Raw genomic sequence first — 15682 nt, forward strand, 5'->3', positions numbered from 1 at the left:
ACATGAAAAAGCTAATAACACTCTGTACATTGGGACTGAGCGCAGTTCTGGTGGCATGCAATGTACAGTATTTTGAAAATGCCGAATTCGATGACAACATAATTTTTGATCCATCTATTGCCGTAGCGTTTGGAGAACTCAATTACACAGTAGACGAGTTGTTCGAACAGTTGAACGATGCAAATGCTGGAGTAACTTCTAATAATGAAGGAGTTGTAACCATTGTTTACTCAGAACAGCTACAATCTCAAGGTGCTCAAGAGTTTTTGCAAGTACCAGATCAGAGTTTTGGTTCTTCTCTACCTAGCGGAGTTAATATCAGTAATCCGCCAACAACTACAGTGGTTACTGTTTCAGAGTCTTATGAATTTGATTTGACCCAACGAGGAGCTGAAGAGTATGATAGCATATTTTTTCAATCAGGTTCTTTTGAATTTTCGGTAGAGTCAGATTTCAATGCTAATATTGACTTTGTAGCCACCTTTACTTCATTAGAGACGTCCGATGCTCCCTTAGTAATGTCTGGTTCGCTAAGCTCTTCAAATAATAGTTTCAGTGAAACAGAACCTCTAGATGGTTATGTAGGGTATTTTCACTTAGATAGTGATGGAAACCCCGCTTCTAATAAGTTTTTGGTAGAGATTACCTACGATGTTGAAGTTACACCTTCTAGTTCAATATCAGATACAGATAGAGTGTCATTCAACTTAGCTATGACCAACACTAAGTTCGATGCTATTTATGGCTTTGTAGATTCTCAAGAGTTAGAGGTGAGTTTTGAAATAGTGAATTTCGACTTCTTTAAGCAGTTCGATACTGGCGGAATTACCTTTGCAGATCCAAAGGTGAACTTTGTGTTCAATAACAGTTTCGGGTTTCCTTTAGGGGTAGATTTTCAAAATATAACGGCAACTAACTCCGATGGTCAAAGTTTATCGCTGGAGGGTGATATTATAAATCAGTTAAACGCAGTGGCTGGTCCTCGGTTGGTAAATGAAGGCCAAACAAGAACTACGGAAATTGAAGTAAATAACAGCAACTCGAACTTGGTTGACTTACTCAGCTTACAACCAGAAAGAATAGTAGTAGATGTTAAGGCTACATCTAATCCAAATGGTGTCCCATTTCAATATAACTTCATCAATGATCAGAGTATACTAGATGTTGGAGTTGACATTGAAATTCCTTTTGACATGACGCTCGATGGCTTGCAGGCCGAAGAGAGCATGCCTTTTTCTCCACCAGAAGATATTGATCAGGCAAAGAGACTGATGATTCGCTTGGCTTCTGAAAATTACATTCCAATGGGAGGTAAAGTAGAAATACAGTTTCTTGGAGCCAATAATAACCTCTTACATTCTGTAGATGAGCAAGCTGTGTTTGAAGGAGCTGAGGTAGGTACTAAGGGAAGAACCAATGAACCTGCACGAGCTACTGCCGACTTTGTGTTGGAAGAAGACGATATTCAGTCAATTAAGGATGCAGAGACCATTTTGTTGCTGGTTACTCTTACCACTACCGATGCAGACCAAGGAGCCAATGTTAAACTGTTCGATGATTACGAACTGAAGTTTAAAGTCTCGGGTCAATTAGATATAGTTGTAAACGCTAATGGAAACTAAGATGAGAAAGCATATACTTTTAATACTCGCCATAGTAGTTTCCTTCAGTGCATCGGCACAAGGGTTTCTATCATTTTATCAGTTAAGAGATATAGTACCGCAGACTGCTAATTTTCAACCTGCATTTATCCCTAATAATAGCTTTACGTTAGGCCTTCCTACCAATGTTGGAGTAACGGTGCAGGGAGATGTAAAATTGGAAGAACTGTTATACAAAGCTCCTGGGCAAAATGACCTGAGCATTAATTTTGATGTGTTGAACGGTGTAGCACTAGAGCGAAATAATATTAATGTTCAGGTAGACCTAAATGCACTTCACCTAGGGTTTAAAACCAAAAAAGGAGGATTCCATATTTTTTCCAATGTTAGAGCCAATGTAGACTTTGTTTATAATAAAGATCTGATTGAATTCTTGGCCAATGGAAATTCAAACAGTATAGGCGCTACTTTAGATTTTACAGGCAGTACTGTTCGGATAGACGCCTTTCATGAAGTAGGCTTTGGGTATGCCCGAAAGTTTTTGAATGAAAAACTTGTAGTAGGAGGTAGAATCAAGTTAGTAACCGGTATGTATCATGCTTCAATTGAAGAAGACGCAGGCTTAAGACTAACTACCGATGCCAATGACTACAGCTGGCAAGTTCAGGTACAAAATGGAACCGTAAATACTGCTGGATTTGGCTTCTTTGGAGGAGATTCTGATGATGAAGGTTCAGACATGTCGTCATACATGGTATCTAATGGCAACCGTACCGTGGCTTTCGATATTGGCGCTAAGTACAAACCACTTCACTGGTTAGAGGTTGAGGCTGCTGTGAATGATATAGGAAAGATTAACTGGACAGATGAGGTTAGAAACTATAATACGGAAGACACTGACTTCACTTTTACGGGAATAGATCTTCGAAATCAAGATGAAACAGCAGATGCCATTCAAGACAGCCTTACCAATAAGTTTACATCTAACGAAACTCAAAATGAGTTTTCAACTACAATGGCTAGGAGGATGTATCTTTCCACTTCGGTGTACCTAACTCCGAACGATAGATTCTCGCTCCTTTATTTTAAGCGAGATGCCTTAAGTCACATGAAGGCTAATTACGCCTTAGCTTATAATCACAAGTTCGATAAATTTGTGGTGGGTGTTTTAGGTAGCATGAGAGGAGAAAATGACTTTAACTTTGGCGCCAATTTAGGAACCAATATTGGCCCAGTTCAGCTCTACCTTGCTATGGATAATGTTTTGGTTACCAATAAACCAGAACAGTATTCTAAAGCCGACTTCAGGTTTGGGTTAAATCTAATGTTTGGTTACAAGAAGTGGTTTAAAAAGCCCGATGTGGTAGACCTAGATGAACTTTAGCCTTTTCTTTTAGAAAGTATTATTGGCAGAATGATAAGGTCTAGCAACAATGCAATTATAGCAGCCAAGACAATAAAGAAGCCAAGATAATAAGAGGCCGAAAAACCTGAACTCAGGAATACAGAGAAGCCTAAAACTATTACAATAGAAGTTACAAGAATGCTTTTGCCAGTTCCGGTAAAAGCATTTTTTATGGCCTCCTTATTGGTGTGGGTGTCTCTTTCTAATTTATACCGTGCTATAAAGTGAATACTATCATCTATAGCTATGCCTAAGGCTACAGTAAAAATGATTGCCGTAGAAATATTCAAGTGTACTCCAAACCACCCCATAAGTCCAAATAAAATTGCGATAGGTATTAAGTTGGGTACAAGTGTATATATGGCCAAACGCAAACTCTTAAAGAAGATTAGGATAAAGACAGAAACCGATAGAAGCGCGAAGCCAATGCCTTTCAAAAGCGCAGAAACTACATATTCATCAGTTTTGTCGATAAGATAGGAGGCCCCAGTAATTCTCGCTTCAAAGCCATCGCCATTAATTTCTGAAGTAAGGAATTGCTCAAGTTTGGTGTTAAGGTTAAGGTAGTGTGCGCTGCCTACGTCTTTGTTTCTACCTATCATTCGAATCAATTTTCCGTCATTTGCCTGAATTTGCTGGCGCTGATCTTCCAAACGTGGCGAATTATAATATCTCGCTACTCCCCTCAAATCACCGGCTTTCGGGAGCTCAATGTATTTTCTAGAACCACCGTTTATACCAGCGTTAATTTCTCTGATGATGTTCAGTGGAGACTGCAAATGCGCTACTCCATAATCTTCTATGAGGTAGTTTTCTAGTTTGGCCATTTTGGCTATGACTTCCGGAGAAAGAAGGTTGACATCAGCGTTCAGCTCAATCCCTAACTCAAAGGGTTTGTATCCATCAAAATTTTTGTCAAAGTAGGCTACTTTCTGAAGTTCTGGCTCGTTTTTTTGAAGGCCAACAATTAGGCTTGTTGAAAGGTGGAGTTTGGGTATCCCCGCAATTAAAACGATAGAAACTAGAGATACACAGATTATTAATAGCGATTTTTTCTTGATAATTCTGTCATGTACAGTACCTAGAATATGTTCCCAATTAAATCTGCTTTTTAGCCTTCTTTCCACTGTTGAAGGAAAGAAATAGAGTAAAGCAGGTAGCACTAGAAAAGTAATTAGAAAAGCCATTATTACTCCCGCGGCTGTTATTAGACCAAACTCTCTTATTGGCCCTATAGGGATGAAAACTAAACTGATGAACCCAATAGCTGTGGTAACAGAGGTTAGAAAAGTAGCCTTTCCAATAGTTAAAATAGTTTTGTGAATGGCCTCTGTGTATTCTAAGCCTTTGTTTCTGAGTTCGTCATACTTGTGAACGAAATGGATAACATCGGAAAGCGCAATAATGAGTAGAATGGCCGGAATCATTATTACCATCACGTCTATGGGCTTGCCTGTCCAAGCCATAAAACCCATGGTCCAGATAATAGTCAGTACTAGAGTTGTAATGGGTAAAATGAGTCCTTTAAAGCTTCTAAATAAAGCCAGTAAAACCACTAGGACTACAATTAGACTAGCTATAAGTAAGGTACCCAGTTCTGTTTCCAGTTTCTGAGTAAAATCATACTGCATCTGTATTTTTCCAGAAGCTATAGCATCTTTAAAACCACTGTCTTTTATGCTCTGCAGAATGGCTAGGTAATAAGAATCGGCTAGTTTCTTGTCTAAGAATTCTTGATGCCTCAAAATCAGCATGGCTGATTCATCTTCTCTTCCAAAGAGTTGGCCAAGCAGTTTTAAATCCTCCAGTTTACTTTGGTCGGTTGGTTGGCTTCTGCTAATAAGGTTGAATGTATTTACCCCTAAAGGGTTTATTTGCACACCCTTTAAATCGAATGGGCTGGTGACCTTTTGCGTTTCTGGTATAGATTCGAGCACATTCTTTAGTTGATTTACCTTTTCTATGAACGAAGGCTGAATGGGGTATTCGGTTTTCAGAACTACAAATAGGAAATCATTGTGCTGACCAAATTCTTGAATAAACTGCTCATAGTATTCAAGGTCATCATCGCCTTTCGGAAAAAAGCTGTTGAAGCTATAGTTAAACCTGAGGTCACTTAATCTGCTACCGAAGAAAACAGTAAGGGCGAGCACTATGGTAAGTGCTGTTATGGATTTTATTCGGTTAGGGTAGAGCTTATTCCGAAGACTCACCTGAAGTCCTTTTTCCTGAACATCTTGCTTCTCTTTACCCACATTTTGCTTTAATTTGTTCACTAGTTCAAATCTAAAAATACCCAGCAGAAAATGAGGCAATACCACGACTTGATGAGATATATTTTGGAAAATGGTGTTCAAAAGGGCGATCGTACTGGCACGGGTACGGTAAGTGTTTTCGGTTACCAAATGCGTTTCGATCTCTCAGAAGGTTTTCCGGTAGTCACCACCAAGAAGCTTCATTTGCGCTCTATTATTCACGAGCTTTTATGGTTTCTTCAAGGAGATACGAATATTAAGTACCTCAAAGATCATGGTGTGAGAATTTGGGATGAATGGGCTGATGAGAATGGAGACTTAGGTCCTGTATATGGCTATCAGTGGAGAAATTGGCCTGATGGAAATGGTGGTACAATAGATCAGATTAAGAAATTAGTAGAGGGGATCAAAAAGAATCCTAACTCTAGAAGACATATTGTAAGTGCATGGAATGTGGCCGATGTAGATAATATGGCCTTACCTCCTTGTCATACCATGTTCCAGTTTTATGTGGCTGAAGGGAAACTGAGCTGTCAGTTGTATCAAAGGTCTGCAGACGTGTTTTTAGGTGTGCCTTTCAACATAGCGTCTTATTCATTATTGGTGTTAATGATTGCTCAGGTTTGTGATTTAGAACCTGGCGAGTTTGTGCATACTTTTGGCGATGTGCATCTTTATTCGAATCATCTGGATCAAGCTAAACTTCAACTTACTCGAGACTTCAGACCTTTACCAACTATGAAACTGAATCCTGATGTGAAGGATCTGTTCGACTTTAAGTTTGAAGACTTCGAATTGCAGAATTACGATCCACATCCGCACATTAAGGCTGAAGTAGCAGTTTAAGAATTGGTTGAATCAATTCCTCAGGGTTGGAAAACTGTTTTCCATTTACATGCTTAAACCAAGTAATACCTGAAGCATTGGTGGCAAAAGCCGAGTCTGCTTTCATTAAAGTAGAGGCAGGTTTTTGGGTTTCTTCAACCTCAATTCCAATAGATTGCGATGCTTTAATAACCGCATTTCTCATTACGCCTTCTATGCAACCAGTGCTTAAATGAGGAGTGAAGAGCTTATTGCCTTTAGCCCAGAAGAGGTTGGCAATATGAGTTTCGGATAGATTGTTCTGACCATCGGTTAAAATAATTTCGTCAAAACCCTTATCCTTCATTTCCTTACCAGCCAAAACGTAATTTAAAGCATTCATGGTTTTTGCAAATGAAATAGGGGAGTGATGGGTTTTATAATGTTCGGAGATGCCCGCGTTGTTTATAGACCTGTAAAAAGGCTTCAAGCTCTGCTTACATTCAATAAGGTAATTCACCGAATTACTTTCAGGTGAATACAAGCCGCCCTCTTCTCGCCAAATCTGTATTTTAGTTCGGGTGTTGCCCTGCAGATTGTTCTCTTGTTTTAGTGAAAGGATACTTTCTCTAATAAATTCTTCAGTCAACTCTTTAGGGAAATTGACTCCCAACACATCACAGCCACGTTTCAGTCGTCCTAAATGAGCACCGATTAAATCAATTCTACTATCGGCTGTAACAATCGTCTCGAATAGGCCGTCTCCATAACAAAATGCGCGATTGCTTGAAGAAAACAGCGGTTTGGAGGTGTCAATTATTCGGGAGTTAAATATTGCTTTCATGGAAGGTATTCACCTTTTAAACAGAATCGAAAATCAAGTAGGGCATATTTCTCTAATATTGAAAGTATAAGTTAGCGCAAAATGGCAGAGCAAAGTAGTGTGTTTGATATGATAGGACCTGTAATGATAGGGCCTTCTAGTTCTCATACTGCAGGAGTTGTAAGAATTGGACGTGTAGCGCGAAAAATTCTAGGCAAGAACCCCGAAGCAGCAGAAATCACTTTTTATAATTCATTTGCCCGCACCTATGAAGGTCACGGTAGTGATAGGGCAATTATTGCAGGCTTATTAGATTTTAAAACTGACGATGAGCGAATCAGAAATGCATTCGATCATGCAGAGACAGCTGGTTTTGAGTTCAAGTTTAGGTCGGTAGGTAATGCCAATACCATGCATCCGAACACGGTTAAAGTGGTTGCCTCTGTGGGCGATAGAAAAATTGAGGTGATTGGTGAGAGCCGAGGAGGTGGTGTAATTAAGATAGTAGGAGTAAATGGATTTGGAGTTGGGTTCAACGCCAATATTACTACTATGATTCTTCTAGCAAACGATAAAAAAGGAGCCATTGCTTTTATTGCAACCATTCTAGCAAACGATGAGTGCAACATTGCTTCAATGTCGGTTAACAGAAAAGGTAAAAACGATCAGGCTTGCCATGTAATTGAAATGGACTCAAAGCCACCACAAATAACTGTAGATTATTTAAAGCATTTACCCTGGATAAATGAGGTCATATTTATTCCGGACATAGATTTTTAAACAAGTAAAATGAAGTTCAAGAACACAATTATTTTGGGGCTAGGATTGCTCTTCAGTGTCAACCTGGCGCGAGGTCAAGAAAGTCAAACAACATTCACGCTAGAAGAATGTATTGCCTATGCCTGGGAGAATAACCTAAACGTTAGAAATAACCAGCTAAACCAAGTAAGCAATGAAATTGCTCTTAAGCAGTCTAAAATGGCCTTATTGCCAAGTTTAAGTGCTGGAGGAAGTGTAGGTAAGTCTTTTGGTAGAAGTATTGACCCGGTGTCTAACTCTTTCGTAAGTCAAGACTTTACTACAGGTGGTTTTTCTGCTAATTCTTCAGTAACCCTTTTTGGAGGAGGAACTCTTAGAAATACCATTAAGCAGAACGAGTTGAATCTAGAGGCAAGTGCCTTTGATCTAGAAAAGGCCAAAAACGATATTGGACTTCAGGTAGCTACCAATTTTTTGAATGTTCTTTTGAATAAAGAGCAACTTGAAAACGCGAAGTATCAAAAAGAGATTACTTCTGCTCAGTTAGAAAGAACAAAGAAACAGGTTCAGGCCGGGGCTCTCCCTTTAACCAATCAGTTGGACTTAGAGTCGCAATTCGCCTCTAATGAAGTACAAGTTGTTAATGCTGAAAATGCCCTGAACCTTGCCATTCTTAATTTGAAGCAAGCAATGCAAATGTCGGCAGACCAACAGTTAAATGTTGCAGCACCAGAAATTGAGGTAGACGACATTCAATTGGCTATGGAAGATCCTTCAAAGATTTATGAAATAGCATTATCAAATCAACCAGAGGTTAAAAGCGCAGAGCTGGGTATCGAAAGTGGTGATGTTGGAGTAAAGATTTCTAAAGGTGCTTTTCTTCCAACTTTATCATTAAGCGCAAGTATTTCAACCAACTATTCAGACCAAGCAAGGGAGTTTTTGAGAACCGAGCCAGTTAATGTTCCATCTCAAGAGATAGGTTTTGTGCAAGGCTCTAATAATCCTGTGTTTTCTAACCCTTCGACTAGAACTGTGTCTGTGTTCTCAGATGATTACAAGACTTTCGATCAGTTTAACGATAACCTAGGGCAGTCAGTTAGAATGAACCTAAACGTTCCAATATTCAGCAGATATAGCAACTCGGCCAATTTACAAAGAGCTGAGATCAACAAGCAGAGAGCTGAAATTCAAGCACAAACGGTTAAGAATACCCTAAGACAAAATATCGAAACGGCTTACAATAGTGCTATTGCAGCCCTTAAGTCTTTCGAAGCATCAGAGAAAAGAGTGGCTGCTTTAGAGGAGTCATTTAGAGCTATTGAAAGCAGATACAACGTAGGTGATGCAAACTTTGTAGATTACCAAGTGGCAAACAATAACTTATTTGCGGCAAGAACTGATTTGGTTCGCGCTAAATACGAGTACATTTTCCGTGCAACAATTTTAGATTTTTATTTAGGTAACCCTATCACTTTAGATTAACAAACAACATGGCTAAGAAGAAAAAAGGATCAAACAAGATTATCTGGATATTACTGATAGTAATTGCCGCAATTCTAGTATTTGCAGTAGTAGGTAAGCAGGCTGGCTTTATAGGTGGCCCAACAACTCTCCAGGTAGAAATGGCTGAAGTGAGCAAGAAGACCATTGTAGAAAAGGTTACCGCTTCGGGAGTAGTTCAACCAGTTACTGAAATTATTATTAGCCCAGATGTAGCGGGTGAAATTATAGAGTTAAATGTAGAAGAAGGAGATCCGGTAACAGAAGGAATGATTTTGGTTAAAATTAGACCTGATAACCTGATTTCTGCATTAGATAGAGCTAAGGCAAACCTAAATCAGCAAATGGCCAATTTAGCATCTTCTAAAGCAAGCAAGGCAAGAAGTGAGGCTCAATTAACTCAAGCCGATTTAGCCTTTAAGAGGGCAGAAGAGCTAAAGAAGGAAAATGTAATCTCGGATGCTGATTATGAAACTGCTCGTTCTAATTACTTAACAGCTAAGTATAACTTGGAAGCTGCTGAGGAAAGTGTGAAGGCTGCAGAATACATCATCAAATCAAGCCAAGCTACTGTGGATGAAGCTGAAGAGAATGTAAGGTTTACCATTATCCGTGCCCCTGCAAGTGGTACTATCTCTCTTTTAAATGTAGAGAAAGGTGAGCGTGTTGTAGGAACTCAACAAATGGCTGGTACTGAAATGATGCGTATTGCAGACCTTAACCAAATGCAAGTTGAGGTAGATGTGAATGAAAATGACATTATCCGTGTAAATCAGGGAGACACCGCAATTATTGATGTAGACTCTTACTCTCAGCAAGAGAAGAAGTTTAAAGGTATTGTAACTCAGATTGCTAATACGGCCAATACAAAGACTTCTGCTGATGCGGTAACGGAATTTAAGGTTGAGATTAGAATCTTGAACGAAAGCTTCAATGACTTACTTTCTGAAATTAGCGGACCTTCACCATTCCGTCCGGGTATGACTGCAAGTGTTGAGATTATCACAACTACTAAGGCCAATATTTTGTCAGTGCCTTTAGCATCTGTTACTACCAGAAACCCTAAAATGGATGGTAGAGTAGGCGGAGCACCTGCTGGTGATGGTGCAGCTACAGCAGCTAGCACTTCAATAGCTAATGATGATAACCTAAAAGAAGTGGTTTTTGTAAATGATAACGGAACTGCTAAGATGGTTGAAGTAAAAACAGGGATTAGTGACTTTGATAACATTGAGATTATATCAGGTCTAGAAGAAGGTCAGGAAGTAATCTCAGGTCCGTTCTTTGTAGTGAGTAAGCGACTAAAGAATGGCGACTTAGTGGAGAAAATGTCTAAGTCTGGACCTAGTACTCCTGCAACAGCATCGAATTAATATTGACTCATAAATACATGCAAAAAGCATCCTGATTTTCGGGGTGCTTTTTTTATTTCAAGGTATTTGGGTATTTAAAGAGTGGCGAATTATATGGTGTTCTGCCAGTTTAGAAAGACTGTTTTAACTCTCGGTAAAGTCTGTTAAGAGGTAGACCCATTACGTTATAATAATCTCCCTCAATGCCTTTGATGCCAATCATGCCAATCCACTCTTGTATACCATAGCTACCTGCTTTGTCAAAGGGGCGGTATTTTTCAATATAGTAGTCGATTTCTTCTTCAGAAAGCTCATCAAACTGAACATGAGTAGTTTCCGAGAATGATCTTTGATCTTCTGGAGTCTTCAAACAAACACCAGTAATCACTTGGTGAGTCTTTCCTGAAAGCATTCTGAGCATTCCCTTAGCTTCTTCAGCATTAGCAGGTTTGGCAAGAGCTATGCCATTACAAACTACCACCGTGTCTGAGGTTATTACTAACTCATCTCTCTTAAGATCTGTGAAGGCTTCCGCTTTCTTTTCGGCTATAAATTCTGCTAGTTCTTCAACAGGTAAGTTATGAGGGAAGGTCTCATCTACTGATCTGACTTCAACCCTAAAAGGAAAGTCAAGGCTGCCTAGTAACTCTTGCCTGCGTGGAGACTTACTGCCAAGGATTAAACGGTATTTTAAATTCATCTTCTTTGATAGATCCGAACAAATAGCCACAAATCACTTTAGGGTAGAAGTAAGTTGATTTCTGAGGTAAAGTATACCCAGAAGTGCAAACCTGCTTTACGGTTTCCATATTAATCTCCTTTGTGATTATAGCAAACTGAGCTTCCTTCTTAATGGTCTTGGTTAAGCAGGTAGCAAAATTTCTTTCAAAGGTGATGTTCCTGGACCCACGCTGCTCTTTGCCCGGTATACCTAATGCCTTTTCAATAATGAAGTAATGCATTACCGTGAGGTCCAAAGTTTTTACAACCTCCGGAAATTTCCATTCCATTAGCGATATAGCCTCTGGCTTGAGTCTCACTTTTATGGTCTCATCATCGAAGAGTAATCCAAAAGCCCATTGTTTGCCAAGAATAATCTCTTCAATATCATAAGGGTTTTCAATGGGTTTAAAGAAGAAGTAAGGCTCAAGTTTCTTTAAAAACTCTTCCCTGCTAAAGTTCTCTATACCACTAATTAGCCTATGAGTAGGGAGAATCCTTAAATCATCTGCCTCTCCATTGGTAAGATACATTAGGTGATAGTTATACCCTTCTTCACCAGTGTGCCCATTCTGTTGCATCATTTCTTGACGATACTGTATGGAGCTTTCTAACCTATGGTGACCATCGGCCAAAATGATTTTTTCAGGCCCTAGCTTATCAATGAACTTTTGAATAACAGCCCTGTCGTGAATTACTGACAATACATCTTTTACTCCCTGATAGTCCTCCGTCTCGTATATAGGGTTGAGTTGGCTCTCATCCATGTATTTCTCTAGCTCAAAAGAGGGGTCGAAGTATAAGCCATGAGTAGGGCTCACGTTCAGTTCGGTTGCCCTTAAAACATCTACTCTGTCGGAAACAGAGTGAGGGATGGTATTCTCATGCCTTAAAATGACAGAGTCTGGCTTACCCCAGTCGGTAGCTTCTATGAAGCTAATAAACCCTTTTCGGATGTAGCTTTTACTGCTTCCTGGTAACGAAAAATGTTGGTAATAAACGTAAATCCCTGGGATAGGATCTTGCTCAATTACCCCTTCAGCTTTCCACTTTGCAATGGTTCTTTGTGCCTGTCCGGGAGTTTCCGAATGAAGCGGCACACTCAAGTGAATGCTGTTATGTTCTATTTCATAAAGTGCATCACGTTGCTTTTGAGAAATAACATCAAAAAGAGGGGAGGTCAACTGATCTATAGACTTAGAAAGTCTGTCGTTGTACCTCCATGCCTTAAAGGGTAATATTTTAGCCATATTATTGGTTAACCCTCAATTTCCACTTACTCATTTGCCCGTCTTTACCTACCGCATTGCTGGTTTTCTTTTTCTCTTCCAACAGGTAAGCAGCCAAGGCTATTGCTATTTGCTCCTCTTCTTCATTATGAGTGTCTAGCATTTCTGGCTTAAAGTGAGTCTGAACAAATCTGGTGTCGAATTTACCAGAGATAAAAGCATCGTGCTTAAGCGCAAAAGCACAGAAATCTAGTGTTGTGCTTAAGCCTGTAATGTCGTACTCCTCTATGGCTCTGAGCATTCTCATTCTTGCCTGTTCACGATTGGCTCCGAAGGTAATGAGCTTGGAGATCATCGGGTCATAGTAAATTGGAATATCCATGCCTTCTTCAAAACCATCGTCAACTCGAACTCCAGGTCCTTGAGGAACTTTATAGGTTACTAGCCTGCCAGTTTCTGGTAAGAAGTTTTCTTTTGGGTTTTCGGCATACACTCTAACTTCCATAGAGTGGCCAATAATTTTTAAGTCTTCTTGCTTAAAGCTTAATGCCTTTCCTTCCGCAATGTAGATTTGTTCTTTTACTAGGTCTTTTCCTGTTATTTCTTCAGTTACTGGGTGTTCTACCTGAAGTCTAGTGTTCATTTCTAGGAAGAAGAAATCTAGATTTTCATCTACAATGAACTCTACTGTACCAGCACCATAGTATCCACAAGACTTGGCTACGCCTAGTGCTGCTTCTCCCATGGCTTTACGCTTTTCTGGGGTAAGAATTGCAGAAGGAGCTTCTTCAATTACTTTCTGGTGCCTTCTTTGAATAGAGCATTCTCTTTCAAAAAGGTAAACCAAGTTGCCATGCATGTCGCCCAAAATTTGGATTTCGATGTGGCGAGGAGAGGTGATAAATTTCTCTATAAATACTGATTTATCTCCGAAAGCAGATTCTGCCTCACTCATGGTACGTTGCATCTGCTCCTCAATTTCTTCAGGATTTTCCACTACCCTCATTCCTTTACCACCACCACCGGCACTAGCTTTTATAAGGACAGGGAAACCAATTTCTTCGGCTATTTCTTTGGCTTCTTTTAAATCGGCAACCGCATGGTTAACACCAGGTACCATTGGTACATCATATTCAGCAACTGCATTTTTTGCTGCTAATTTGTCGCCCATAACCTCTATTGCTTCAGGAGAAGGGCCAATGAAGATGATGCCTTTTTCGGCTACCTTTTTAGCAAAAGTGGCGTTTTCAGAAAGGAATCCATATCCTGGATGAATAGCGTCCACATTCAATTCAAGGCAAACATCAATGATCTTATCCATATTAAGATAAGACTTGTTAGAAGGTGCAGGGCCAACATTTACAGCTTCATCGGCATACTTTACGTGTGGCGAACTGGCATCTGCATCACTAAAAATAGCTACAGTTTGAATGCCCATTTCGCGGGCAGTTCGCATTACACGGATGGCGATTTCGCCTCTGTTGGCGACTAAAATCTTTTTGATTTTTCTTTCTGACATAGGCTAAATTTCTCGCTTACAATGCTAAATAATTATATCGGAAAAGAGAACTCAGAGTTGGTTTATATATGACTCTATTTTTGATAAATGGTTATTATAATATTACATTTGCGTCTTCTTTGAATAAGCGAGAAAAGGTAATTAAAATCACAAAGGCGTTGGATTTATTTGAAAAATTATTGTCTAATCAAGGCCCTCTAGGTAAGCATTCAGACGTTTCCGAAGGTTATTTTATGTTCCCTAAACTAGAAGGAGAGATTGCTCCTCGAATGACGTTTATGGGAAAAGAGGTTCTAACATGGAGTTTAAATAACTATTTAGGTTTAGGTAACCACCCAGAAGTAAGAGAGGCAGATGCACAGGCTGCGGCAGATTGGGGTTTAGCATACCCAATGGGTGCTAGAATGATGTCTGGTAACACTAGCTATCATGAGCAGTTGGAGCAAGAGCTTGCTGACTTTGTGATGAAGGAGTCTGCTTATTTACTCAACTTTGGTTATCAAGGTGTACTTTCTATAATAGATGCACTTGTAGATAGAAAAGATGTAATTGTTTACGATGCAGAGTCGCACGCATGTATTATCGATGGTGTGAGATTGCATATGGGTAAGCGATTCGTTTTTCCTCATAACGACATTCAGAACCTAGAAAAGCAGCTCGAAAGAGCTACAAGAATTGCCAATGAAACCGGTGGTGGTATTTTGGTAATTACTGAAGGTGTTTTCGGAATGACCGGAAACCTAGGTAAAATCAGAGAAATAGCTGAGTTGAAGAAGAAGTTCAACTTTAGACTTTTTGTAGACGATGCTCATGGTTTCGGTACTATGGGTAAAACTGGTGCTGGTTCTGGAGAAGAGCTAGAATGCCAAGATCAGATAGATCTTTACTTCTCTACATTTGCTAAGTCTATGGCGGCTATTGGTGCGTTTGTAGCAGGAGATAAAGAGATTATCAAGTTCTTAAAGTATAATATGAGATCTCAGATCTTTGCTAAGTCTTTGCCAATGCCATTGGTAATTGGTGCTCTAAAGAGACTTTCAATGTTAAGAGACGATCCTTCTCATAAAGAAAGACTTTGGACTATTGTAAATGCTTTACAGAGTGGTTTAAAAGAGAAAGGCTTTAGCATTGGTACTACAGAATCTTGTGTAACACCAGTGGTGCTTAATGGTACTGTAGGTGAAGCTGCTGCCCTGAGCAAAGACTTAAGAGAGAACTTTAACATCTTCTGTTCGGTGGTTATTTACCCAGTTGTACCTAAGGGTATGATCATTCTAAGGTTGATTCCAACGGCATCTCATACCTTAGAAGATGTGTCTGAGACTATTGCAGCTTTCGAAGCAATTAAAGGAAAGCTCAAGTCGGGTGAATACAAAAAAGAGGAGTTAGCCCTTTCATTTGGGGAGTAAAAGTCAAAAAAAGTGCCCTCAGTTGTTGTGGGTAGAGTTTTTTGATTTATATTGCTCTGAATTAAACAATATTATCAACAACCTTAAAACACGATAAATATGAGTCAATTTAGCAAGGTAAAAGAATTAGTAGATTCACTAGAAGACGATTTCGCAAAGTTCTACGACAAAGGTAACCAAGCTGCTGGTACCAGAGTAAGAAAAGGAATGCAAGAGCTTAAGAACTTAGCTCAAGAAATCAGAATCGATGTTCAAGAAAAGAAGAACAACCAATAATTCTGAATCGTATTTATATAAAAAAAG

The 15682-nt window shown here is 39.4% G+C and carries 13 protein-coding genes; 8 read left to right on the plus strand and 5 right to left on the minus strand.

Translation table 11 applies throughout. The features are described 5' to 3' along the window. Window positions 1-2: 2 nt before the first annotated feature. A complete protein-coding gene (locus tag T7867_RS12740; protein WP_322299387.1) occupies window positions 3-1622 on the plus strand; it encodes a hypothetical protein in 1620 nt (539 codons plus the stop codon). A gap of 1 nt (window position 1623) precedes the next feature. After that, window positions 1624-2985, plus strand: a complete 1362-nt coding sequence (locus T7867_RS12745; RefSeq protein WP_273273625.1) for a DUF5723 family protein — start codon at window positions 1624-1626, stop codon at window positions 2983-2985. Here the strand turns inward: T7867_RS12745 and T7867_RS12750 are convergent. Beyond that, on the minus strand, window positions 2982-5282 hold the full coding sequence (locus tag T7867_RS12750) for an efflux RND transporter permease subunit (RefSeq protein ID WP_273514071.1): 2301 nt from the start codon (window positions 5280-5282) through the stop codon (window positions 2982-2984). The genes T7867_RS12745 and T7867_RS12750 overlap by 4 nt on opposite strands. Window positions 5283-5312: 30 nt before the next feature. Here T7867_RS12750 and T7867_RS12755 point away from each other — a divergent pair, with 30 nt between their 5' ends. Next, window positions 5313-6107 (plus strand): thymidylate synthase, encoded by a 795-nt coding sequence (locus T7867_RS12755; RefSeq protein ID WP_273514069.1) that lies wholly within the window; start codon window positions 5313-5315, stop codon window positions 6105-6107. On the opposite strand, the gene T7867_RS12760 is transcribed toward T7867_RS12755, so the two are convergent. Further along, window positions 6085-6909, minus strand: coding sequence for an aminotransferase class IV (locus T7867_RS12760; RefSeq protein WP_273514067.1), 825 nt, complete (start codon window positions 6907-6909; stop codon window positions 6085-6087). The two genes, T7867_RS12755 and T7867_RS12760, sit on opposite strands and share 23 nt — an antisense overlap. Window positions 6910-6990: 81 nt before the next feature. On the opposite strand from T7867_RS12760, the gene sdaAB reads away from it, so the two are divergent. The 3 genes from sdaAB to T7867_RS12775 are packed head-to-tail and all read left to right on the plus strand — an operon-like array spanning window position 6991 to window position 10523. Continuing rightward, window positions 6991-7668, plus strand: a complete 678-nt coding sequence (sdaAB, locus tag T7867_RS12765; protein ID WP_273273619.1) for an L-serine ammonia-lyase, iron-sulfur-dependent subunit beta — start codon at window positions 6991-6993, stop codon at window positions 7666-7668. A gap of 9 nt (window positions 7669-7677) precedes the next feature. Continuing rightward, window positions 7678-9132 (plus strand): TolC family protein, encoded by a 1455-nt coding sequence (locus tag T7867_RS12770; RefSeq protein ID WP_273514065.1) that lies wholly within the window; start codon window positions 7678-7680, stop codon window positions 9130-9132. 8 nt (window positions 9133-9140) lie between these two features. Next, window positions 9141-10523, plus strand: coding sequence for an efflux RND transporter periplasmic adaptor subunit (locus T7867_RS12775; protein WP_068223869.1), 1383 nt, complete (start codon window positions 9141-9143; stop codon window positions 10521-10523). 109 nt (window positions 10524-10632) lie between these two features. Here the strand turns inward: T7867_RS12775 and T7867_RS12780 are convergent, their stop codons facing one another. The 3 genes from T7867_RS12780 to T7867_RS12790 are packed head-to-tail and all read right to left on the minus strand — an operon-like array spanning window position 10633 to window position 13970. After that, the gene (locus T7867_RS12780; RefSeq protein ID WP_068223866.1) at window positions 10633-11202 is read right to left on the minus strand and encodes a Maf family nucleotide pyrophosphatase; all 570 of its coding nucleotides are present in this window, start codon (window positions 11200-11202) and stop codon (window positions 10633-10635) included. Then, window positions 11168-12472, minus strand: a complete 1305-nt coding sequence (locus T7867_RS12785) for a DUF1015 domain-containing protein (protein ID WP_068223863.1) — start codon at window positions 12470-12472, stop codon at window positions 11168-11170. Before T7867_RS12785 ends, T7867_RS12780 begins: the two co-directional genes overlap by 35 nt. Window position 12473: 1 nt before the next feature. Continuing rightward, window positions 12474-13970, minus strand: a complete 1497-nt coding sequence (locus T7867_RS12790; protein ID WP_068223861.1) for an acetyl-CoA carboxylase biotin carboxylase subunit — start codon at window positions 13968-13970, stop codon at window positions 12474-12476. A gap of 158 nt (window positions 13971-14128) precedes the next feature. Here T7867_RS12790 and T7867_RS12795 point away from each other — a divergent pair, with 158 nt between their 5' ends. Both T7867_RS12795 and T7867_RS12800 read left to right on the plus strand, forming a co-directional pair. Then, window positions 14129-15379 carry an aminotransferase class I/II-fold pyridoxal phosphate-dependent enzyme gene (locus T7867_RS12795; protein WP_068224265.1) on the plus strand — a complete coding sequence of 417 codons (1251 nt, stop codon included), beginning with the start codon at window positions 14129-14131 and terminating at the stop codon, window positions 15377-15379. A gap of 99 nt (window positions 15380-15478) precedes the next feature. Continuing rightward, entirely contained in the window at window positions 15479-15655 is a 177-nt protein-coding gene (locus tag T7867_RS12800; RefSeq protein WP_068223858.1) for a histone H1, read from the plus strand. The last annotated feature ends 27 nt before the right edge of the window (window positions 15656-15682 follow it).

This window comes from Roseivirga spongicola, assembly GCF_034376045.1.
GTDB lineage: Bacteria > Bacteroidota > Bacteroidia > Cytophagales > Cyclobacteriaceae > Roseivirga > Roseivirga spongicola.

Bases quoted from the DNA above. Each gene is read 5' to 3' on its own strand.
- T7867_RS12775 (WP_068223869.1), top strand. From the start codon at position 9,141: ATGGCTAAGAAGAAAAAAGGATCAAACAAGATTATCTGGATATTACTG.
- T7867_RS12780 (WP_068223866.1), bottom strand. From the start codon at position 11,202: ATGAATTTAAAATACCGTTTAATCCTTGGCAGTAAGTCTCCACGCAGG.
- T7867_RS12740 (WP_322299387.1), top strand. From the start codon at position 3: ATGAAAAAGCTAATAACACTCTGTACATTGGGACTGAGCGCAGTTCTG.
- T7867_RS12800 (WP_068223858.1), top strand. From the start codon at position 15,479: ATGAGTCAATTTAGCAAGGTAAAAGAATTAGTAGATTCACTAGAAGAC.
- T7867_RS12755 (WP_273514069.1), top strand. From the start codon at position 5,313: ATGAGGCAATACCACGACTTGATGAGATATATTTTGGAAAATGGTGTT.
- T7867_RS12790 (WP_068223861.1), bottom strand. From the start codon at position 13,970: ATGTCAGAAAGAAAAATCAAAAAGATTTTAGTCGCCAACAGAGGCGAA.
- T7867_RS12785 (WP_068223863.1), bottom strand. From the start codon at position 12,472: ATGGCTAAAATATTACCCTTTAAGGCATGGAGGTACAACGACAGACTT.
- T7867_RS12770 (WP_273514065.1), top strand. From the start codon at position 7,678: ATGAAGTTCAAGAACACAATTATTTTGGGGCTAGGATTGCTCTTCAGT.
- sdaAB (WP_273273619.1), top strand. From the start codon at position 6,991: ATGGCAGAGCAAAGTAGTGTGTTTGATATGATAGGACCTGTAATGATA.
- T7867_RS12745 (WP_273273625.1), top strand. From the start codon at position 1,624: ATGAGAAAGCATATACTTTTAATACTCGCCATAGTAGTTTCCTTCAGT.
- T7867_RS12760 (WP_273514067.1), bottom strand. From the start codon at position 6,909: ATGAAAGCAATATTTAACTCCCGAATAATTGACACCTCCAAACCGCTG.